Origin of the sequence: Ruegeria sp. AD91A (genome assembly GCF_003443535.1) — a bacterium.
Classification (GTDB): domain Bacteria; phylum Pseudomonadota; class Alphaproteobacteria; order Rhodobacterales; family Rhodobacteraceae; genus Ruegeria.
In genome coordinates, this window is sequence record NZ_CP031946.1 from 1105534 (window position 1) to 1120023 (window position 14490).

Annotated in this window: 16 protein-coding genes; 12 read left to right on the top strand and 4 right to left on the bottom strand. The window is 56.0% G+C overall.

What is annotated here, in order from left to right:
• Nucleotides 1-70 precede the first annotated feature (70 nt).
• The 6 genes from D1823_RS05575 to D1823_RS05600 are packed head-to-tail and all read left to right on the top strand — an operon-like array spanning nucleotide 71 to nucleotide 6656.
• On the top strand, nucleotides 71-946 hold the full coding sequence (locus D1823_RS05575) for a branched-chain amino acid ABC transporter permease (RefSeq protein WP_117868984.1): 876 nt from the start codon (nucleotides 71-73) through the stop codon (nucleotides 944-946).
• 3 nt (nucleotides 947-949) lie between these two features.
• A complete protein-coding gene (locus tag D1823_RS05580; RefSeq protein ID WP_117868985.1) occupies nucleotides 950-2047 on the top strand; it encodes a branched-chain amino acid ABC transporter permease in 1098 nt (365 codons plus the stop codon).
• Entirely contained in the window at nucleotides 2044-2808 is a 765-nt protein-coding gene (locus tag D1823_RS05585; protein ID WP_117868986.1) for an ABC transporter ATP-binding protein, read from the top strand. Before D1823_RS05580 ends, D1823_RS05585 begins: the two co-directional genes overlap by 4 nt.
• A complete protein-coding gene (locus D1823_RS05590; protein WP_117868987.1) occupies nucleotides 2805-3578 on the top strand; it encodes an ABC transporter ATP-binding protein in 774 nt (257 codons plus the stop codon). Before D1823_RS05585 ends, D1823_RS05590 begins: the two co-directional genes overlap by 4 nt.
• A gap of 5 nt (nucleotides 3579-3583) precedes the next feature.
• Nucleotides 3584-5470, top strand: a complete 1887-nt coding sequence (locus D1823_RS05595) for a long-chain fatty acid--CoA ligase (protein ID WP_117868988.1) — start codon at nucleotides 3584-3586, stop codon at nucleotides 5468-5470.
• A 25-nt stretch (nucleotides 5471-5495) separates the two neighbouring features.
• Entirely contained in the window at nucleotides 5496-6656 is a 1161-nt protein-coding gene (locus D1823_RS05600) for an ABC transporter substrate-binding protein (protein WP_117868989.1), read from the top strand.
• A 71-nt stretch (nucleotides 6657-6727) separates the two neighbouring features.
• Here the strand turns inward: D1823_RS05600 and rpsI are convergent, their stop codons facing one another.
• Together rpsI and rplM are read right to left on the bottom strand one after the other, a co-directional pair.
• A complete protein-coding gene (gene rpsI / locus D1823_RS05605; RefSeq protein ID WP_117872759.1) occupies nucleotides 6728-7213 on the bottom strand; it encodes a 30S ribosomal protein S9 in 486 nt (161 codons plus the stop codon).
• A gap of 5 nt (nucleotides 7214-7218) precedes the next feature.
• Nucleotides 7219-7677 carry a 50S ribosomal protein L13 gene (rplM, locus tag D1823_RS05610; protein WP_117868990.1) on the bottom strand — a complete coding sequence of 153 codons (459 nt, stop codon included), beginning with the start codon at nucleotides 7675-7677 and terminating at the stop codon, nucleotides 7219-7221.
• Nucleotides 7678-7918: 241 nt separating this feature from the next.
• Here rplM and D1823_RS05615 point away from each other — a divergent pair, with 241 nt between their 5' ends.
• Entirely contained in the window at nucleotides 7919-8284 is a 366-nt protein-coding gene (locus D1823_RS05615; protein ID WP_117868991.1) for a nuclear transport factor 2 family protein, read from the top strand.
• Nucleotides 8285-8287: 3 nt separating this feature from the next.
• On the opposite strand, the gene D1823_RS05620 is transcribed toward D1823_RS05615, so the two are convergent.
• Nucleotides 8288-9691, bottom strand: a complete 1404-nt coding sequence (locus tag D1823_RS05620) for a PLP-dependent aminotransferase family protein (RefSeq protein ID WP_117868992.1) — start codon at nucleotides 9689-9691, stop codon at nucleotides 8288-8290.
• Between the two features lie 99 nt (nucleotides 9692-9790).
• On the opposite strand from D1823_RS05620, the gene D1823_RS05625 reads away from it, so the two are divergent.
• A complete protein-coding gene (locus D1823_RS05625) occupies nucleotides 9791-10018 on the top strand; it encodes a DUF1127 domain-containing protein (protein ID WP_117868993.1) in 228 nt (75 codons plus the stop codon).
• A gap of 61 nt (nucleotides 10019-10079) precedes the next feature.
• On the opposite strand, the gene D1823_RS05630 is transcribed toward D1823_RS05625, so the two are convergent.
• The gene (locus D1823_RS05630; protein ID WP_117868994.1) at nucleotides 10080-10523 is read right to left on the bottom strand and encodes a PaaI family thioesterase; all 444 of its coding nucleotides are present in this window, start codon (nucleotides 10521-10523) and stop codon (nucleotides 10080-10082) included.
• Between the two features lie 58 nt (nucleotides 10524-10581).
• On the opposite strand from D1823_RS05630, the gene D1823_RS05635 reads away from it, so the two are divergent.
• The 4 genes from D1823_RS05635 (at nucleotide 10582) to gluQRS (ending at nucleotide 14490) form a co-directional block, all read left to right on the top strand.
• Nucleotides 10582-11367 (top strand): enoyl-CoA hydratase, encoded by a 786-nt coding sequence (locus D1823_RS05635; protein WP_117868995.1) that lies wholly within the window; start codon nucleotides 10582-10584, stop codon nucleotides 11365-11367.
• Between the two features lie 252 nt (nucleotides 11368-11619).
• A complete protein-coding gene (trmFO, locus tag D1823_RS05640) occupies nucleotides 11620-12960 on the top strand; it encodes a methylenetetrahydrofolate--tRNA-(uracil(54)-C(5))-methyltransferase (FADH(2)-oxidizing) TrmFO (protein WP_117872760.1) in 1341 nt (446 codons plus the stop codon).
• A 37-nt stretch (nucleotides 12961-12997) separates the two neighbouring features.
• A complete protein-coding gene (locus D1823_RS05645) occupies nucleotides 12998-13612 on the top strand; it encodes a class I SAM-dependent methyltransferase (protein ID WP_117868996.1) in 615 nt (204 codons plus the stop codon).
• Nucleotides 13609-14490 (top strand): tRNA glutamyl-Q(34) synthetase GluQRS, encoded by an 882-nt coding sequence (gene gluQRS / locus D1823_RS05650; RefSeq protein ID WP_117868997.1) that lies wholly within the window; start codon nucleotides 13609-13611, stop codon nucleotides 14488-14490. Before D1823_RS05645 ends, gluQRS begins: the two co-directional genes overlap by 4 nt.

The window sequence follows — 14490 nt, forward strand, 5'->3', positions numbered from 1 at the left end:
CAAACCTGCGTTACCGGACGACGGGCGCGGGCGGAACGCGACACCGGCAAACCGGTCTAGGGAGGACAGTTTGGATAACGCACAGCTGCTGATCAGCGGACTGGCAAACGGATGTGTCTATGGCCTGATCGCGCTTGGCTTTGTTCTGATCTACAAGGCGACCGAGGCGGTGAATTTCGCCCAAGGTGATTTCATGATGCTGGGGGCCTTTGTGACCATCGGCCTGACCAACACCGAGTACATGGGTCTGCCGTTCTGGCTGGCCTTGCCGCTGTCATTGGGGATCATGGGTGCATTGGGCTATCTTCTGGATCGCCTGATCATCCGACGTCTTTTTGGGGAAAGCCAGACCGCCGTTGTAATCCTGACCATCGCCCTTGGCTTTGTGATCCGCTTTGCGGCCGGGTTGATCTGGGGGCACGAACCGCAAACGCTGCAGAACCCGCTTGCGGGCAGAGAGGTGCGCTTTGGAGGCCTTGTGCTTGGTATGGAAGATGTTGCCGTAATCGTCGTGACCATCCTGCTGACATGGGGCCTTTACGTCTTTTTCAACCGCACCAAACTTGGCCTTGGGATGCAGGGGGCGTCGCAAAACCAGCTGGCAGCTTATTACATGGGCGTGCCTGTCAAGCGGGTCCAGGGATTCATATGGGCGCTGGCCGGAGTCGTTGCGGGGATTGCGGGCATTCTGTTCGCCGCCAAGGGCGCGGTGGATCCGACAACCGGATTGCTGGGCATCAAGGCATTTGCCGCCGCCGTCATCGGCGGGTTCGGAAGCCTGCCCGGTGCGTTGACTGGTGGACTTATCGTCGGGGTGATCGAACCTTTTGCCAGCCGCTATATCGCGGCGGGTTACAGCCAGATCGCGCCATACGCCCTGCTGCTTGCCGTGCTGATCTTTCGACCCAACGGGTTGTTCAGTCAGGTTCGGGTCAAAAAGGTCTGAGCCATGCGGATCGTCTTCAAAACAGGCTACATGCAGGATATCCATCCATGGAAAGACCGCTATCAGCTTGTCCTGTATCTGATCCTTCTGACAGTTGTTGCCGCAGCCCCCTGGTGGCTTGATGAGTTTTATCTGGGTGAGCTGACCAACGTCCTGATTTGGGCTATTGCCGGGTTGGGCCTGATGATCCTGACCGGGCACACGGGGCAAGTCAGTCTGGGCCACGCGGCCTTTCTGGCTTTTGGCTGCTATGCCAACGTTGCCCTGATCGAAGCAGGGGTGCCCTTTCTGCTCGCCTTTCCGCTGGCCGGCATCCTGACGGGGATCGCGGGCGTGACGGTTGCGATCCCTGCCCTGCGCTTGCATGGCATCTATCTGGCCATCTTCACCATGGCGCTTTCGATCCTGATGGACGACATCATCGTTCTGTCCGAACCCATCACCGGCGGCGTTGCGGGCAAATATGTCGGCGGGGTCGAAATCTTCGGCTATCTGGTTGACCGCTGGGGAACGCCCGATCAGTTTTTCTGGCTGGTCCTGACCGTCGCCGTTCTGGTCACACTGGGATATATCAACCTGCTGCGCGCGCCTTTGGGCCGCAGCTTTATCGCGGTGCGCGACTCTGAGGTTTCGGCCCAGGCGATGGGAATCGATATCGCCCGGACAAAGATGATCTCTTTCGCCTTGTCCTGTGCCGTTACGGGCTGGGCCGGGGCACTGATGGGGCTGTTTGCCGGAGCGTTCAACAACGAAACCTTCAGTGTTCTGATCTCGATCCAATTGTTGATGATGATCGTGATCGGTGGGCTTGGGTCGATCCACGGCGCGTTTCTGGGCGCGATCGTGATCGGGTTCCTACCGCAGTTTTTGTCGATCTCAAAAGAATATGCCGGGGCCCTGTTCGGTGGCAATACGGTGGCCATTCCGGGATTGGAGTTCGGCATCTTCGGAATGATCCTGATCGCCTTCATCCTGTTCGAACCCATGGGGATTTACGGCCGCTGGCTTAAGATCCGTACATGGTTCGAATTGTTCCCGTTCTATCGAAAGGACATGTTCAAACGTCAAAAATCCTATCTCAAAACGGAACGTCTGAGATGAGCTTGCTGAAGTTTGAAAACGTCACTCTGAAATTCGGCGGTCTGACGGCGGTGGATGACCTGTCATTTGATGTTCGGGAAGGTGAGGTTTTTGCCATTGTCGGCCCAAACGGTGCGGGCAAGTCCACTGTTTTCAACCTGATTTCCCGGTTCTACGATCCTTTTGAAGGAGCGATCCAGTTTGACGGTCATGATCTGCTTCAGGTCAAACCGTCCGGCGTCGCCGCCTATGGTGTTGCGCGGACCTTTCAGAATATCGAACTGTTCGAACACGCGACCGTTCTGCAAAACCTGCTGGTCGGACGGCACCGCCACCGCAGGACAAACCTGATTTCCGAAATTCTGTTCACCCCGTCCGCAAAGCAACAGGAACTGGAAAACCGCGAGAAAGTCGAACGGATCATCGACTTTCTCGACCTGCAAGCCTATCGCGGCAAGATGATATCGGGGCTTCCCTACGGCGTACGCAAAGTGGTTGAAGTTGCCCGCGCTTTGGCAACCGACCCCAAATTGCTGCTGCTGGATGAACCGGCCTCGGGGTTGTCCGTCGAAGAGACAACAGACATGCGTTGGTGGATCGATGATATCCGACGACAGATGGGCATCACCGTTTTGATGGTAGAACATGACATGGGGTTGGTCTCCGGCGTGTCAGACCGGGTTCTGGCCATGGCAGATGGTGCTAAACTGGCGCTTGGAACCCCGGCCGAAGTTCAATCGCACCCGGCGGTGATTAAAGCTTATCTGGGGAAAGCCTCATGAGCCTGCCAATCCTGAAAATCCGAAATGTCGAAAGCTTTTATGGCCCGATAATGGCCATTCGCGGTGTTTCGCTGGACGTTCACGAAGGAACGATTGCCTCGATCCTTGGCGCAAATGGTGCAGGTAAAACGACATTGATGAAAACCGTCTCGGGTGTGATGGACCCGGAAAAGGGCGCGATTACCTTTGATGGCGACGACATTCAGGGGGCTGAGCCGCATACAGTCGTCCAGCGCGGGATTGTGCATGTGCCCGAAGGGCGCGAGGTATTTCCTCTGCTAACCGTCGATGAAAACCTGAGCCTCGGAGCGTATACTCGATCAGACAAAGCGCAGATCGCCCAGGACCGCGACCTTGTTTTCAGTTATTTCCCTATTCTGAAAGAACGCCGCACGCAAGAGGCCGGCACCCTGTCAGGTGGGCAACAACAGATGCTGGCGATCGGACGTGGGCTGATGGCACGCCCCCGCATCATGCTGCTGGATGAACCGTCACTGGGTCTGTCGCCGCTACTGGTACAAGAGATATTCGGCATTCTGAAACGTCTGAACGAAGAACAGCATATGACGATGCTGCTGGTCGAGCAGAACGCCAATGCAGCATTGGAACTGGCGCATCATGGTTACGTGATGGAGGTTGGACGCATCGTCATGGACGGCGCTGCGGATGAGTTACTGAAGTCCAAGGATATCCAGAACTTCTATCTAGGCGTGCGGGAAGAAGGCGCGCGCGAAAACCGCCGGTGGAAACACAAAAAGACGTGGAGGTAAGCAAGATGGATGCAACGCCCCTCGCCCCGCAGATCAGGATCAACGGCATTGAACTTAATGCAACCCCCGGACAACGCCCGTTGCGTGTGGATGGGTGCACAACCATCAGTGCGCTGTTTCAAAGCCGTTGTGCGGAACTGGGGGATCGAACAGCCCATCGTGAAAAGGACTTGGGCATCTGGAAGTCATATTCCTGGGCCGACTACTGGCGGCGCGCCAAGTGGATCGGGCTCGCCCTGCGAAAGCTGGGTTTGGAACGCGGAGACGTTGTTTCAATCCTGTCCGAGGACCGCAAGGAATGGATGTGGTTCGACATGGGCATTCAGTGCGTTGGGGGCATTTCTTCTGGCGTCTACACCACGGATTCTGCCAATCAGTTGCAATATCTGGTCAATGACAGTGGCAGCAAGTTCCTGATCGTCGAGGACGAAGAACATCTGGACAAGTTTCTGGAAGTCGAAAGTCAAGTTCCGGACCTGGTCAAGGTGATCATACTGGAGGGCGAAGGCTTGCATGACCTGACCCATCCACGCTGCATGATGATCGACGATCTTTACGCTTTGGGCCAGCAGGTCGAAACCGAAGATCCGGGACGGTTCGAAGCCGAAATCGCACAGGCCAAACCTCAGGACACAGCTTTGCTGGTTTACACATCCGGCACCACCGGCCAACCCAAGGGTGCGATGCTAAGCCATGAAAACATCCTGGCTGGCATTGAGGCCGGTGCCTGGTCATTGCCAACGCAGGCCAGTGACGAACAGCTGTGTTTTCTGCCGCTCTGTCATATTCTGGAACGCGACGTATCTGTCTATTTCCCGCTGGCCGCCCGCTGCACCGTGAACTTCGCGGAAAGCCCCGAGACGGTTTTTGCAAATCTGCAAGAGGTCTCGCCTTCGACCTTCACGGCAGTACCGAGAGTTTGGGAAAAGATCTATGCGCATGTGCAAATCCTGGCGCAGGATGCAACGTCGCTGGGTCGAATGGCATACGGTCTTGCCCTGAAGGCCGGCGCGCGCCGGGCCGAATACGTGAGTTCGGGAAAACCCGTTCCCGCCGCCATCGCGGCCCGGTTCTGGTTTTGGGATCAGTTGGTTCTGAAGAATTTGCGCCGGATGCTGGGCTTGGACAAGCTGCGCCGGGGTGGCACGGGTGCTGCCCCTATCTCGGCGGATTTGTTGAAATGGTACTGGGCCATCGGAGTGCCGATCGTCGAGGGCTTCGGCATGACCGAAACGTCCGGCCTTGCGACACTCAACACCGTTGAAAGCAACAAGATCGGAACCATCGGAAAGGTCGTCCCGGGGTGCGATATCCGTATCTCGGACGAAGGTGAAATTCAGCTCAAGGGCATGAACATCTTTCAGGGCTATTGGCGCAATAACGCAAAGACGGCGGAAAGCTTTACCGCCGATGGCTGGCTGCGCACCGGCGATATGGGACGTATCGACAAGAACGGGTTCGTTACCATCACCGGCAGGTTGAAAGACATCATCATCACCGCCGGTGGCAAGAACATCACCCCGGCCGAAATCGAGAGCCGGCTGAAGTTCAGCCATTACATCTCGGACGCGGTTATCACTGGTGACAAGCGTAAATACCTCACGGCGTTGATCATGATCGATCAGGAAAACGTCGAGAAATATGCGCAAGACCAGAAGATCCCATTCTCGAACTTTGCCTCGCTTTGTGCCGCGTCCGAAATCAGGGATCTGATCGGTTCCGAAGTCGAAACCGTCAATGCGAAGTTTGCAAGAGTTGAACAGATCAAGGATTTTCGCTTGATCGATGTTTTGCTGACCGCCGAAGATGACGAGCTTACCGCCACGATGAAACTGAAACGCGGTCTGGTGGAAAAGAAACACGGACATCTGATTGAAGACATGTACACTTAGGCAAAGAGTTTTCGGGAGGAGAAAGATGAAGAAGTCACTCAAATGGCTGGCCGCAGCCACGGCGTTGACCGCCTCGGCAAGCATCGGCTCGGCTCAGACACAGGGCGTTACGGACGACGAGATAGTCATTGGTTCCGTCAACGACCTGAGCGGCATCTTTGCCGCAGTGGGTGTTCCGGCGACCAAGGGTGCCAACGTGGTATTCGACCGGGTGAACGAAGCCGGTGGCATTCACGGGCGCAAGATCCGCTATGTGGTCGAGGACAACGGCTATCAGATGCCGCGTGCGATGCAGGGCTACAACAAGCTGCTGAACCGCGACAAGGTGTTCGCGATGCTGCAATCGCTGGGCACGCCGATGAACATGGCGGGGTTCAAGTTGTTGGATCCCAAGGGCATTCCCAATGTTGCGCCTCTGACTGCTGCGCGTCAGATGTTGCAGGAACCGATGCGGAACAAATTCACGTCCTTCTCGACCTATTTCGATCAGGCGCGTATTGGCGTGAAATATCTGGCCGGCGAATTCGGATCAAAGACGGTTTGCACCATGTATCTGCCAACAGATTTCGGTGAGGAAATCCTGGAAGGCAGCAAGGCCGGAGCCGAAGAAGCCGGCATCGCTTTTGGATCTGAAACAACCCACAAGCCGGATGAGACGGATTTTGTCGGATCGCTCAGCAAGCTCAAGGAAGAAGGCTGCGATATCGTCACCATGGCGCTTGGGGTACGGCAGGCGATCACCGTAGTTGGCACGGCCAAGAAGATGGGCCTGACGGACATGAAGTTCCTCGGCACTTCGGCCAGCTTCCTGACTGTTGTGGCACAGGTTCCCGGTGGAGTGACCGATGGATTCTATGCAGCAGCCTCGTGGCAGGATCTTTGGGCGCGTGCGGATCAACCTGCCCCAGCGGCGTTTATCGAAGAATACAAGGCCGCCACGGGCGAAGACCCAGTTGGATTCGCCATGTTGGGCTATTCCGCTGCTGAAATGATGGTCAAAGCACTAGAGGCCGCGGGCCCTGACCTGACGCATGACAGCTTTATCGAAGCGATGGAGTCACTGGACTATCAGGATGACCTGGTCGGCAACCATATTTCCTATGGCCCGGACGATCACCAGGGGGCGGATACGGTTTTCGTCAATGTCGTTGAAAACGGCGCGTGGAAACTTGTTTACGAAGAATAGTTTTACAGACAAAGCAAAGCAAAAAAGGGCTCGCATGTGCGAGCCCTTTCTTATTGGGTTTTCCCGGCGAATTAACGCTTGGAGAACTGGAAGGAACGGCGGGCTTTGCGCTTACCGAATTTCTTACGTTCCACAACGCGGCTGTCACGGGTCAGGAAGCCGGCCGCTTTCAGAGCGCCACGCAGGTTGGGATCGTACAGTTGCAGCGCTTTCGAGATGCCGTGCTTGACCGCACCGGCCTGACCGGTCAGGCCACCGCCTTTGACGGTTGCAACGACGTCGAACTCACCTTCAACACCAGCAACCTGGAACGGCTGGCGCAGGATCAGTTGCAGAACGGGACGTGCAAAATACTTGTCCTGGTCTTTGCCATTTACGGTAACCTTGCCGGAGCCGGGTTTGATCCAGACGCGGGCAACAGCGTCTTTACGCTTGCCGGTGGCATACGAACGACCCAGCTCGTCACGTACGGGTTCACGCACGATGACTTCTTCGGCCACAACCTCAACGCCTGCGACGGCGCCCAGCTCTTCGAGAGTATTGATCTGATCAGCCATGGTCATTAGCTCCGGGTGTTTTTCTTGTTCATGGATGCAACATCCAGAACTTCGGGCGCTTGCGCCTCATGGGGATGCTCGGCACCGGCATAAACGCGCAGGTTGGTCATAATCTGACGCGACAGGCGGTTGCCCGGCAGCATGCGTTTGACGGCTTGGGTCACGACGCGCTCAGGGTGTTTGCCTTCGAGGATCTGCTGCTTGGTCCGCGACTTGATGCCACCCGGATGACCCGTGTGCCAGTAGAAGTTTTCTTCGCGCTTCTTGCCGGTCATCTGGATTTTGTCAGCGTTGATCACGATGACGTTGTCGCCCATGTCCATGTTCGGGGTGAACGACGCTTTGTGCTTGCCACGCAGGCGCATGGCGACGATCGAGGCAAGACGACCCAGAACAACGCCCTCGGCGTCGATCAGGATCCATTTCTTGTCGATGTCTGCAGGTGTTGCAGAAAAGGTTTTCATGGCAGGATAGTCCTGTTTGATGTGAAAGACCGCCCCAGCGGAGCGGCCCGAATTCGATGGATGCGTATCTAGACACCCATGATTGCCACGTCAAGCGACCCAATGCTAATTAAATATAATCAAAACAACAACTTGCAAAATAGGTATTATTTTACCCCATATTATTGAATTGGAATTCTCCCAATTTCAACACTCTGATAAACTAGATTAGACTTTATCGCGTCAAGCCACGGAGAGTTGCATGCAGGATTTAATGCACACAATTGAAAGCTACGGTGCCGCCTGGCAGGAAAAATCCTCGGGAAAACGGCTTGAGTTCTTGGCGCATTGTTTTGCGGAAAACGGTCGATATGTGGATCCAACAGCTGATGTTTCGGGGCGTGAGCGGTTGAATGCTCATATCGGAGAGATTCTTGAAAGCTCGAATGGGCGCGTCGAAATCACCAGCAGTCCGGTTTCGCACCACGATGTCGTTCACTTCACGTGGCATATGGTGGCGCCCGACGGCGCAATCATGGTGGCCGGGCATGATTTCATTCGATTGGACGAAGATGGAAAGATCACCCATCTGGCCGGATTCTTTGGCGATCCGCCCCCGCTGACCTGAATGCTAGACGCTGATCTGTTCAGGCGGATTGTCCAGCAAAGCGCGCAACCTCAGCATTGCATCCTCGAACCGTTCCAGCGAAACATGCCCATTCATTGCGATGCGTACTGCGTTTGGCGCACGTCCATCGCGCAGGGCAAATTCATCCGCCGATCTGAGTTGAATACCTTCCCGTTCTGCCGCACGGCTGAACGCAGCAGAGCGCCAACCTGACGGCAGGTTCAGCCAGACAAAGGGCACGTCCGGAGCCCAGTTCAGATCAAACCCCCCCAGCGCATTGACAGTGATCCGAACGTAGTCGCCCATCCGCTTGCGTACATCCTGGGCAATTTGACGGGTACGCGGATCCGACAGCAGCAACCGCGTGAGCTCGGCCAGCGGCTGGGCAAGGCCAAAATACCCATATTCGGCAGATCGACGCAGATCGACGCTGCGATCCTTTGGGGCAATGGCAAAACCCACGCGCAAAGCCGGGGTGAGGATCTTTGAAATTGATGAAACGTGCCATCCACGTTCCGGAGCAAGCGCACGATAACTGGGTTCTCGCGCCTCTCCCATGCGATAGCAATCGTCTTCTATGATTTGAAGGTCGTAACGCCGCGCGACGTCCACCACCTCTTTCCGGCGTTCCAGCGGCGTGTGAACCCCGGTGGGGTTTTGAACCTCTGGCGAAACGCAGATGGCCTGAGCACTGGTTTGTCGCAAAACATGCTCCATGGACGCAGGATCAATGCCCCATTTGTCCATTTTGATTCCGATGACTTCGGCGCGCATCAACTCCCCGGCCCGGCGAAACCCGGCGTAAGAGAGGTCTTCGACCAGCACAATCGGTCTGGGTCCGCGTAGGATGGTCTGAAACACCAGACACAATCCGTTCTGGCCGCCATGGGTCAAAACGATGTCATCATGTGAGAGCGGACCCAGTGGCAAATCTGACAACCAATCCACAACTGATTGCCTCATGGGTTTGTATGCGTCCCGCGTGGGGTAATTCAGAAAAAGCCCAGGGTCAGCTTGCGCAACCTTTTGCAGGCATTCCCGGATAAGCGCGACCTGCCCTGCATCCGGCAGGCGTGGGCTGAACAAACTGACATTGGCGTTGTATTTGTCATCCTTCATATACAGTTGCCTGGCCCAGACATCGTCCAGAATCGGAGATTTTGGCGGGGCTACAAATGTACCACGCCCAACCTCGGCGTGGAGCAAGCCCTCATCGGTCAGGATCGTGTAGGCCCGTGCGACTGTACCAGGTGTGATTTGCAACCGGTAAGCCAGTTCGCGCACCGGGGGAAGCTTAGCGCCGACATCCAATGTCTTGTCATCAATAGCTTTCCGTATCGCGTCAGCAACCAATGTATATTTGGGACCCTTGGATTTTGGCAGAGCGTCCGGCCAAATTGTATCCATTACAATTCTTCCTTTGCCTTTGACACAATTCTGAATGTATCAAAACTATGTACCAAATGGTACTGTTTTGTGTCAATACAATTTGAAAGGACTTCTGAGATGACACGCACAATGCACACCCCCGCCCTTCTGCTGCTGAACGACAGCCCACGGCTGCCTCTGCTCGCTGCTCTGGCCGTGCGGTTTGCGGCGGCGGTCACTCAATGGGAACGCCGTCGCCGCAGTCGTGTCAATCTGGGCTATCTGGATGACCGTTTGCTGCAGGACGTCGGGCTGACCCGCCATCAGGCCGGCCGGGAAACAAAGCGCTTTTTCTGGCAGCCTTGACTGATCCCCAGTCCCAATTATTGGGACCTCTTCCTGGGCCGGGGCCTGTCCCCGGCCTTTTTTATCCGAAATTCGCGGCAGCGGACCCTGCTGGCGGCAGGGAATAGGTCATCGTTGCCCGCGCAACCGGAAGATCGCCGCCATCCGAGTACAAAAGCACATCCCCAACGGCCAGTGTTTTTCCTAGCTTCAACAGACGACAGGTCGCAATCATATCGGCGCCGCCTTCCGGTTTGCGCAGGAAATCAAAGGAGCTGTTCGTTGTAACGGCCAATGACTGACGCCCCTTACGCGCAAGAACCATCGCATAGACACTGACATCGGCCAGCCCGAACATGGACGGGCCTGATACCGTGCCTCCGGGGCGCAGGTGTTGGTCCTGAACCACAAGGCGCATGGTGATCGTGTCTTCGGTCAAGTCTTCGACGACGAAATCCTTGCGCACCTGAGGGAACACCTCTTTGAGGTATTGTGACAGTTCGTCCCGGTTCATTTCCAAAGCCATACTTCCCCTCCTGCTCTTGCCGACCTAGAGTTGGCCCAACTTGGGATCGGAGGGCAAGATGACAATTCTGGAACGTAACGACACTGGCGCGGTTGCAAGACTTAAGATGAACGCACCGGACCGGCTGAACGCGCTGAGTGATGAGATGCTGGCTGCATTGCAGGCCGAACTTGATGCACTGCGCGAGGACAGCTCGATCCGGGCCGTGGTCCTGTCGGGGGCAGGAAAGGCGTTTTGTGCCGGGCATGATCTGAAACAGATGACCGCCGGACGCCAATCAGAAGATGGCGGCAAGACATACTTTCAGGACCTCTTTTCCCGCTGCGCCCGGATGATGATGTCCATCCAATCCCTGCCCCAACCTGTTATCGCGCAAGTCCATGGCATTGCGACCGCCGCCGGGTGTCAGTTGGTTGCAACCTGTGACATGGCCGTGGCTGCGGAAGGGACACGGTTTGGCGTCAACGGAGTCAATATCGGCCTTTTCTGTTCCACGCCGATGGTGGCGCTCAGCCGAAATATTCCCAGAAAGCAGGCCTTTGAAATGCTGACCACCGGCGAGTTCATCTCAGCGGAACGCGCCGCCGAGTTGGGTCTGGTAAATCGTGTCGTTCCGGAAACGCTGCTGGAACAAGAAGCCAACGGGCTGGCGGAACTGGTCGCATCCAAGCTTGGCGTGGCCGTGAAGATCGGGAAAGAAGCGTTCTATCAACAGCTGCAAATGCCTTTGGATCAGGCTTATGACTATACCGGAGACGCAATGGCGCAGAATATGTTGTACCGCGATACAGAAGAAGGCATTTCCGCCTTTATTGAAAAGCGCCCCCCGAATTGGACCCAATGACGCAATTGTTTTGAACATTTTTTGCCACTGTTTTCATTTTAGCACTTTCCAAAAGGGCAACTCTGTGGCAAAGCTGGGTCGAGGCTAAGGCCTCAGTACACTTTTGGGTCGCCGTGGGCGGAAGGTCCCTCCAGCTGGTCTCTCTCACCAGCGCTGACATTCCCGCAGCGGCGACCCCAAGACCCTCCCACTGAAACAGTCACAAAAATACGGCAGTTGCGCCTGTGTGTGCGGTGCCCTATGTGGCTGCACATGACACAAGTTTTGCATATCGTTGGCGGTGGAATGGCCGGGTCCGAAGCGGCCTGGCAAGCCGCTGAAATGGGCGTTGACGTGATCATTCATGAAATGCGCCCCACTGTTGGCACTTTTGCACATCAGACCGGAAACCTGGCGGAAATGGTGTGTTCAAACTCTTTCCGATCAGATGACGATGAACAAAATGCCGTGGGTCTGCTGCACTGGGAAATGCGTGCCGCCAATGGGTTGATCATGACCACAGCCCATGCACATCGCCTGCCGGCCGGTGGTGCGCTCGCCGTGGACCGCGATCCCTTTGCCGAAGATGTCACCGCAAAACTCCGCTCACATCCGCGTGTGACGGTTACCGACGAAGAAGTGACCGCCCTTCCCGACGATGGACAGTGGATCTTTGCGACCGGTCCGTTGACCTCACCTGCACTGGGGGAAGCAATCCGGGCCGAGACAGGATCTGACGCGCTGGCATTTTTCGATGCAATCGCACCGATTGTCTACGCCGACAGCATCGACATGAGCAAAGCTTGGATGCAATCCCGGTACGACAAAGGTGAGACCGAGGAAGAACGCGCGGCTTATCTGAACTGCCCGATGGACCGTGATCAATACGAAGCTTTCATCGACGCGCTTCTGGCTGCGGACAAAACCGAGTTTCACGAGGGTGAAACTGCAGGTTATTTTGATGGTTGTCTTCCAATTGAAGTCATGGCCGAACGCGGACGCCAGACCTTGCGTCACGGTCCGATGAAGCCGGTAGGACTGACAAATCCTCATGCGCCTGATGTCAAACCTCACGCCGTGGTTCAGCTTCGACGGGACAACGCGTTGGGAACATTGTTCAACATCGTGGGGTTCCAGACCAAGATGAAATACGGAGCCCAGACCGACGTGTTCCGCAGGATCCCCGGTCTGGAAAACGCCAGTTTTGCTCGTCTCGGCGGTATTCACCGCAACACGTTCATCAACTCTCCCACCCTGCTCGATGCACAGATGCGGTTGAAATCCAAGCCCAACATCCGCTTTGCCGGCCAGATTACGGGCGTCGAAGGTTATGTTGAAAGTGCCGCGATGGGATTGCTTGCCGGTCGCACGGCCGCCGCGGAAATACTGGGGCGTGAATTGCCCGAAGTACCCAAAGACAGTGCAATGGGTGCGTTGATCCATCACATTACCGGAGGGGCCGAAGCCAAGACGTTTCAACCGATGAACGTAAATTTCGGCCTATTCCGCCCCGTAGACGGCCTGAAAGGCGGGCGGCGGGGCCGGAGGGACCGGTACAAAGCCTATACCGATCGCGCCAAGGCAGAATGGCAAACATGGTTGGATCAATGCTGACTGGACGCGCGACATGCTCTCGGCCTAGCATGCCGGGATGAGCGACAAATTCCTGGACAATACCTACAATCTCGACACGCCCAAAGACACTGAAACGCACTATCAGAACTGGGCTGCGACCTACGAAAAAGAGGTCGCGGAACAGGGATATGCAACCCCGGGACGGGTGGCCGCGGCTTTGTGGAAATTCCACCCTCACCCCCAAACGCCAATTCTGGATTTTGGCTGTGGAACCGGGCTTTCCGGTCTCGCCTTGCGGGCGGCGGGATTTGAAGTCATCGATGGTATCGATCCCACTCCCAAAATGCTGGAAGAGGCAGAGGCCAAGGGTGTTTACCGAACCCTGACCGGTTTTGACATCACCAAGCCAGCCCTGCTCAGGCGCGGCGCGTATTCGGTGATCACAGCCATTGGTGTCATCGGCCAGGGCGCGGCGCCACCCGAGACTTTCGACCTGTTGATGCACGCCTTGCCCAAAGGTGGGTTGCTTGCGTGTTCCTTGAACGATCATGCGCTGGCAGATCACAAATTCACCTGCCGACTGACGGATTGGGTCGACATGGGGGCAGCACGTTTTCTATTTCGTGAATACGGGCCACACTTGCCCGGTATCAACCTTAACTCTGACGTGTATGTATTAAAAAAAGCGTGACTTTCGTAACGCGTTTCGCGCCATCCCCGACCGGTCCACTTCACCTTGGGCACGCCTATTCTGCGATGATCGCCAGCGACATGGCCAGATCCGAAAATGGACAGTTCTTGCTGCGCATCGAAGATATCGATCAGTCCCGCTCGCGTCGGCATTGGGAGGATCAGATCTACGATGACCTCAAATGGTTGGGGCTGACCTGGCCGAAACCGGTTTTGCGTCAATCAGATCGGCTGAGTATCTATGATCGAGCGTTGGATCGGTTGTGGAAAAGGGGTCTTCTGTATCCCTGCGTCTGTAACCGCAAAGATATTGCTGCCGCCGCAAGCGCCCCCCAAGAAGGCGCGCCCTTGCTTGGACCAGATGGAATAGTATATCCCGGAACATGTCGAAATGCTAATCAAGCCAAAGACTTAAGCCGAATACATCATCCGCGAAACCAGGCGCTGCGACTGGACGTTGCCAAAGCCTGTCGAGCAATCCGCGATCCTGCCAAATTCCAATTCTCGGAACTGGGCTCAGGTCCCGATGGCGAAACAGGAACTGTCACATTCACCCCGGATGAAATGGCAACAAATATCGGCGATGTTGTACTTTCCCGCCGTGACATGGGTACGTCCTACCATTTGTCCGTCGTTCTTGACGACGCAGCTCAAGGGATCACCCGTGTGGTTCGCGGTCGGGATCTGTTCGAAGCCACCCGCATTCATGTTCTGCTTCAGGCGCTGTTGAACCTGCCTACACCCGAGTATTTCCACCACGATCTGATCCGCGATGACGCGGGCAAACGACTGGCCAAACGGGACGACGCACGTGCGATCTCGAAATATCGGGCCGAAGGTGCCAGCCCGGCTGACATCCGCCATATGGTGGGGCTTTGA

Excerpts from the sequence above, each read along its gene's own strand:
- rplM (WP_117868990.1), bottom strand. The coding sequence starts at position 7,677 with ATGAAAACCTTTTCTGCAACACCTGCAGACATCGACAAGAAATGGATC.
- D1823_RS05580 (WP_117868985.1), top strand. The coding sequence starts at position 950 with ATGCGGATCGTCTTCAAAACAGGCTACATGCAGGATATCCATCCATGG.
- D1823_RS05600 (WP_117868989.1), top strand. The coding sequence starts at position 5,496 with ATGAAGAAGTCACTCAAATGGCTGGCCGCAGCCACGGCGTTGACCGCC.
- D1823_RS05585 (WP_117868986.1), top strand. The coding sequence starts at position 2,044 with ATGAGCTTGCTGAAGTTTGAAAACGTCACTCTGAAATTCGGCGGTCTG.
- trmFO (WP_117872760.1), top strand. The coding sequence starts at position 11,620 with ATGACACAAGTTTTGCATATCGTTGGCGGTGGAATGGCCGGGTCCGAA.
- D1823_RS05630 (WP_117868994.1), bottom strand. The coding sequence starts at position 10,523 with ATGGCTTTGGAAATGAACCGGGACGAACTGTCACAATACCTCAAAGAG.
- D1823_RS05635 (WP_117868995.1), top strand. The coding sequence starts at position 10,582 with ATGACAATTCTGGAACGTAACGACACTGGCGCGGTTGCAAGACTTAAG.
- D1823_RS05645 (WP_117868996.1), top strand. The coding sequence starts at position 12,998 with ATGAGCGACAAATTCCTGGACAATACCTACAATCTCGACACGCCCAAA.
- rpsI (WP_117872759.1), bottom strand. The coding sequence starts at position 7,213 with ATGGCTGATCAGATCAATACTCTCGAAGAGCTGGGCGCCGTCGCAGGC.
- D1823_RS05595 (WP_117868988.1), top strand. The coding sequence starts at position 3,584 with ATGGATGCAACGCCCCTCGCCCCGCAGATCAGGATCAACGGCATTGAA.
- D1823_RS05625 (WP_117868993.1), top strand. The coding sequence starts at position 9,791 with ATGACACGCACAATGCACACCCCCGCCCTTCTGCTGCTGAACGACAGC.
- D1823_RS05590 (WP_117868987.1), top strand. The coding sequence starts at position 2,805 with ATGAGCCTGCCAATCCTGAAAATCCGAAATGTCGAAAGCTTTTATGGC.
- D1823_RS05615 (WP_117868991.1), top strand. The coding sequence starts at position 7,919 with ATGCAGGATTTAATGCACACAATTGAAAGCTACGGTGCCGCCTGGCAG.
- D1823_RS05620 (WP_117868992.1), bottom strand. The coding sequence starts at position 9,691 with ATGGATACAATTTGGCCGGACGCTCTGCCAAAATCCAAGGGTCCCAAA.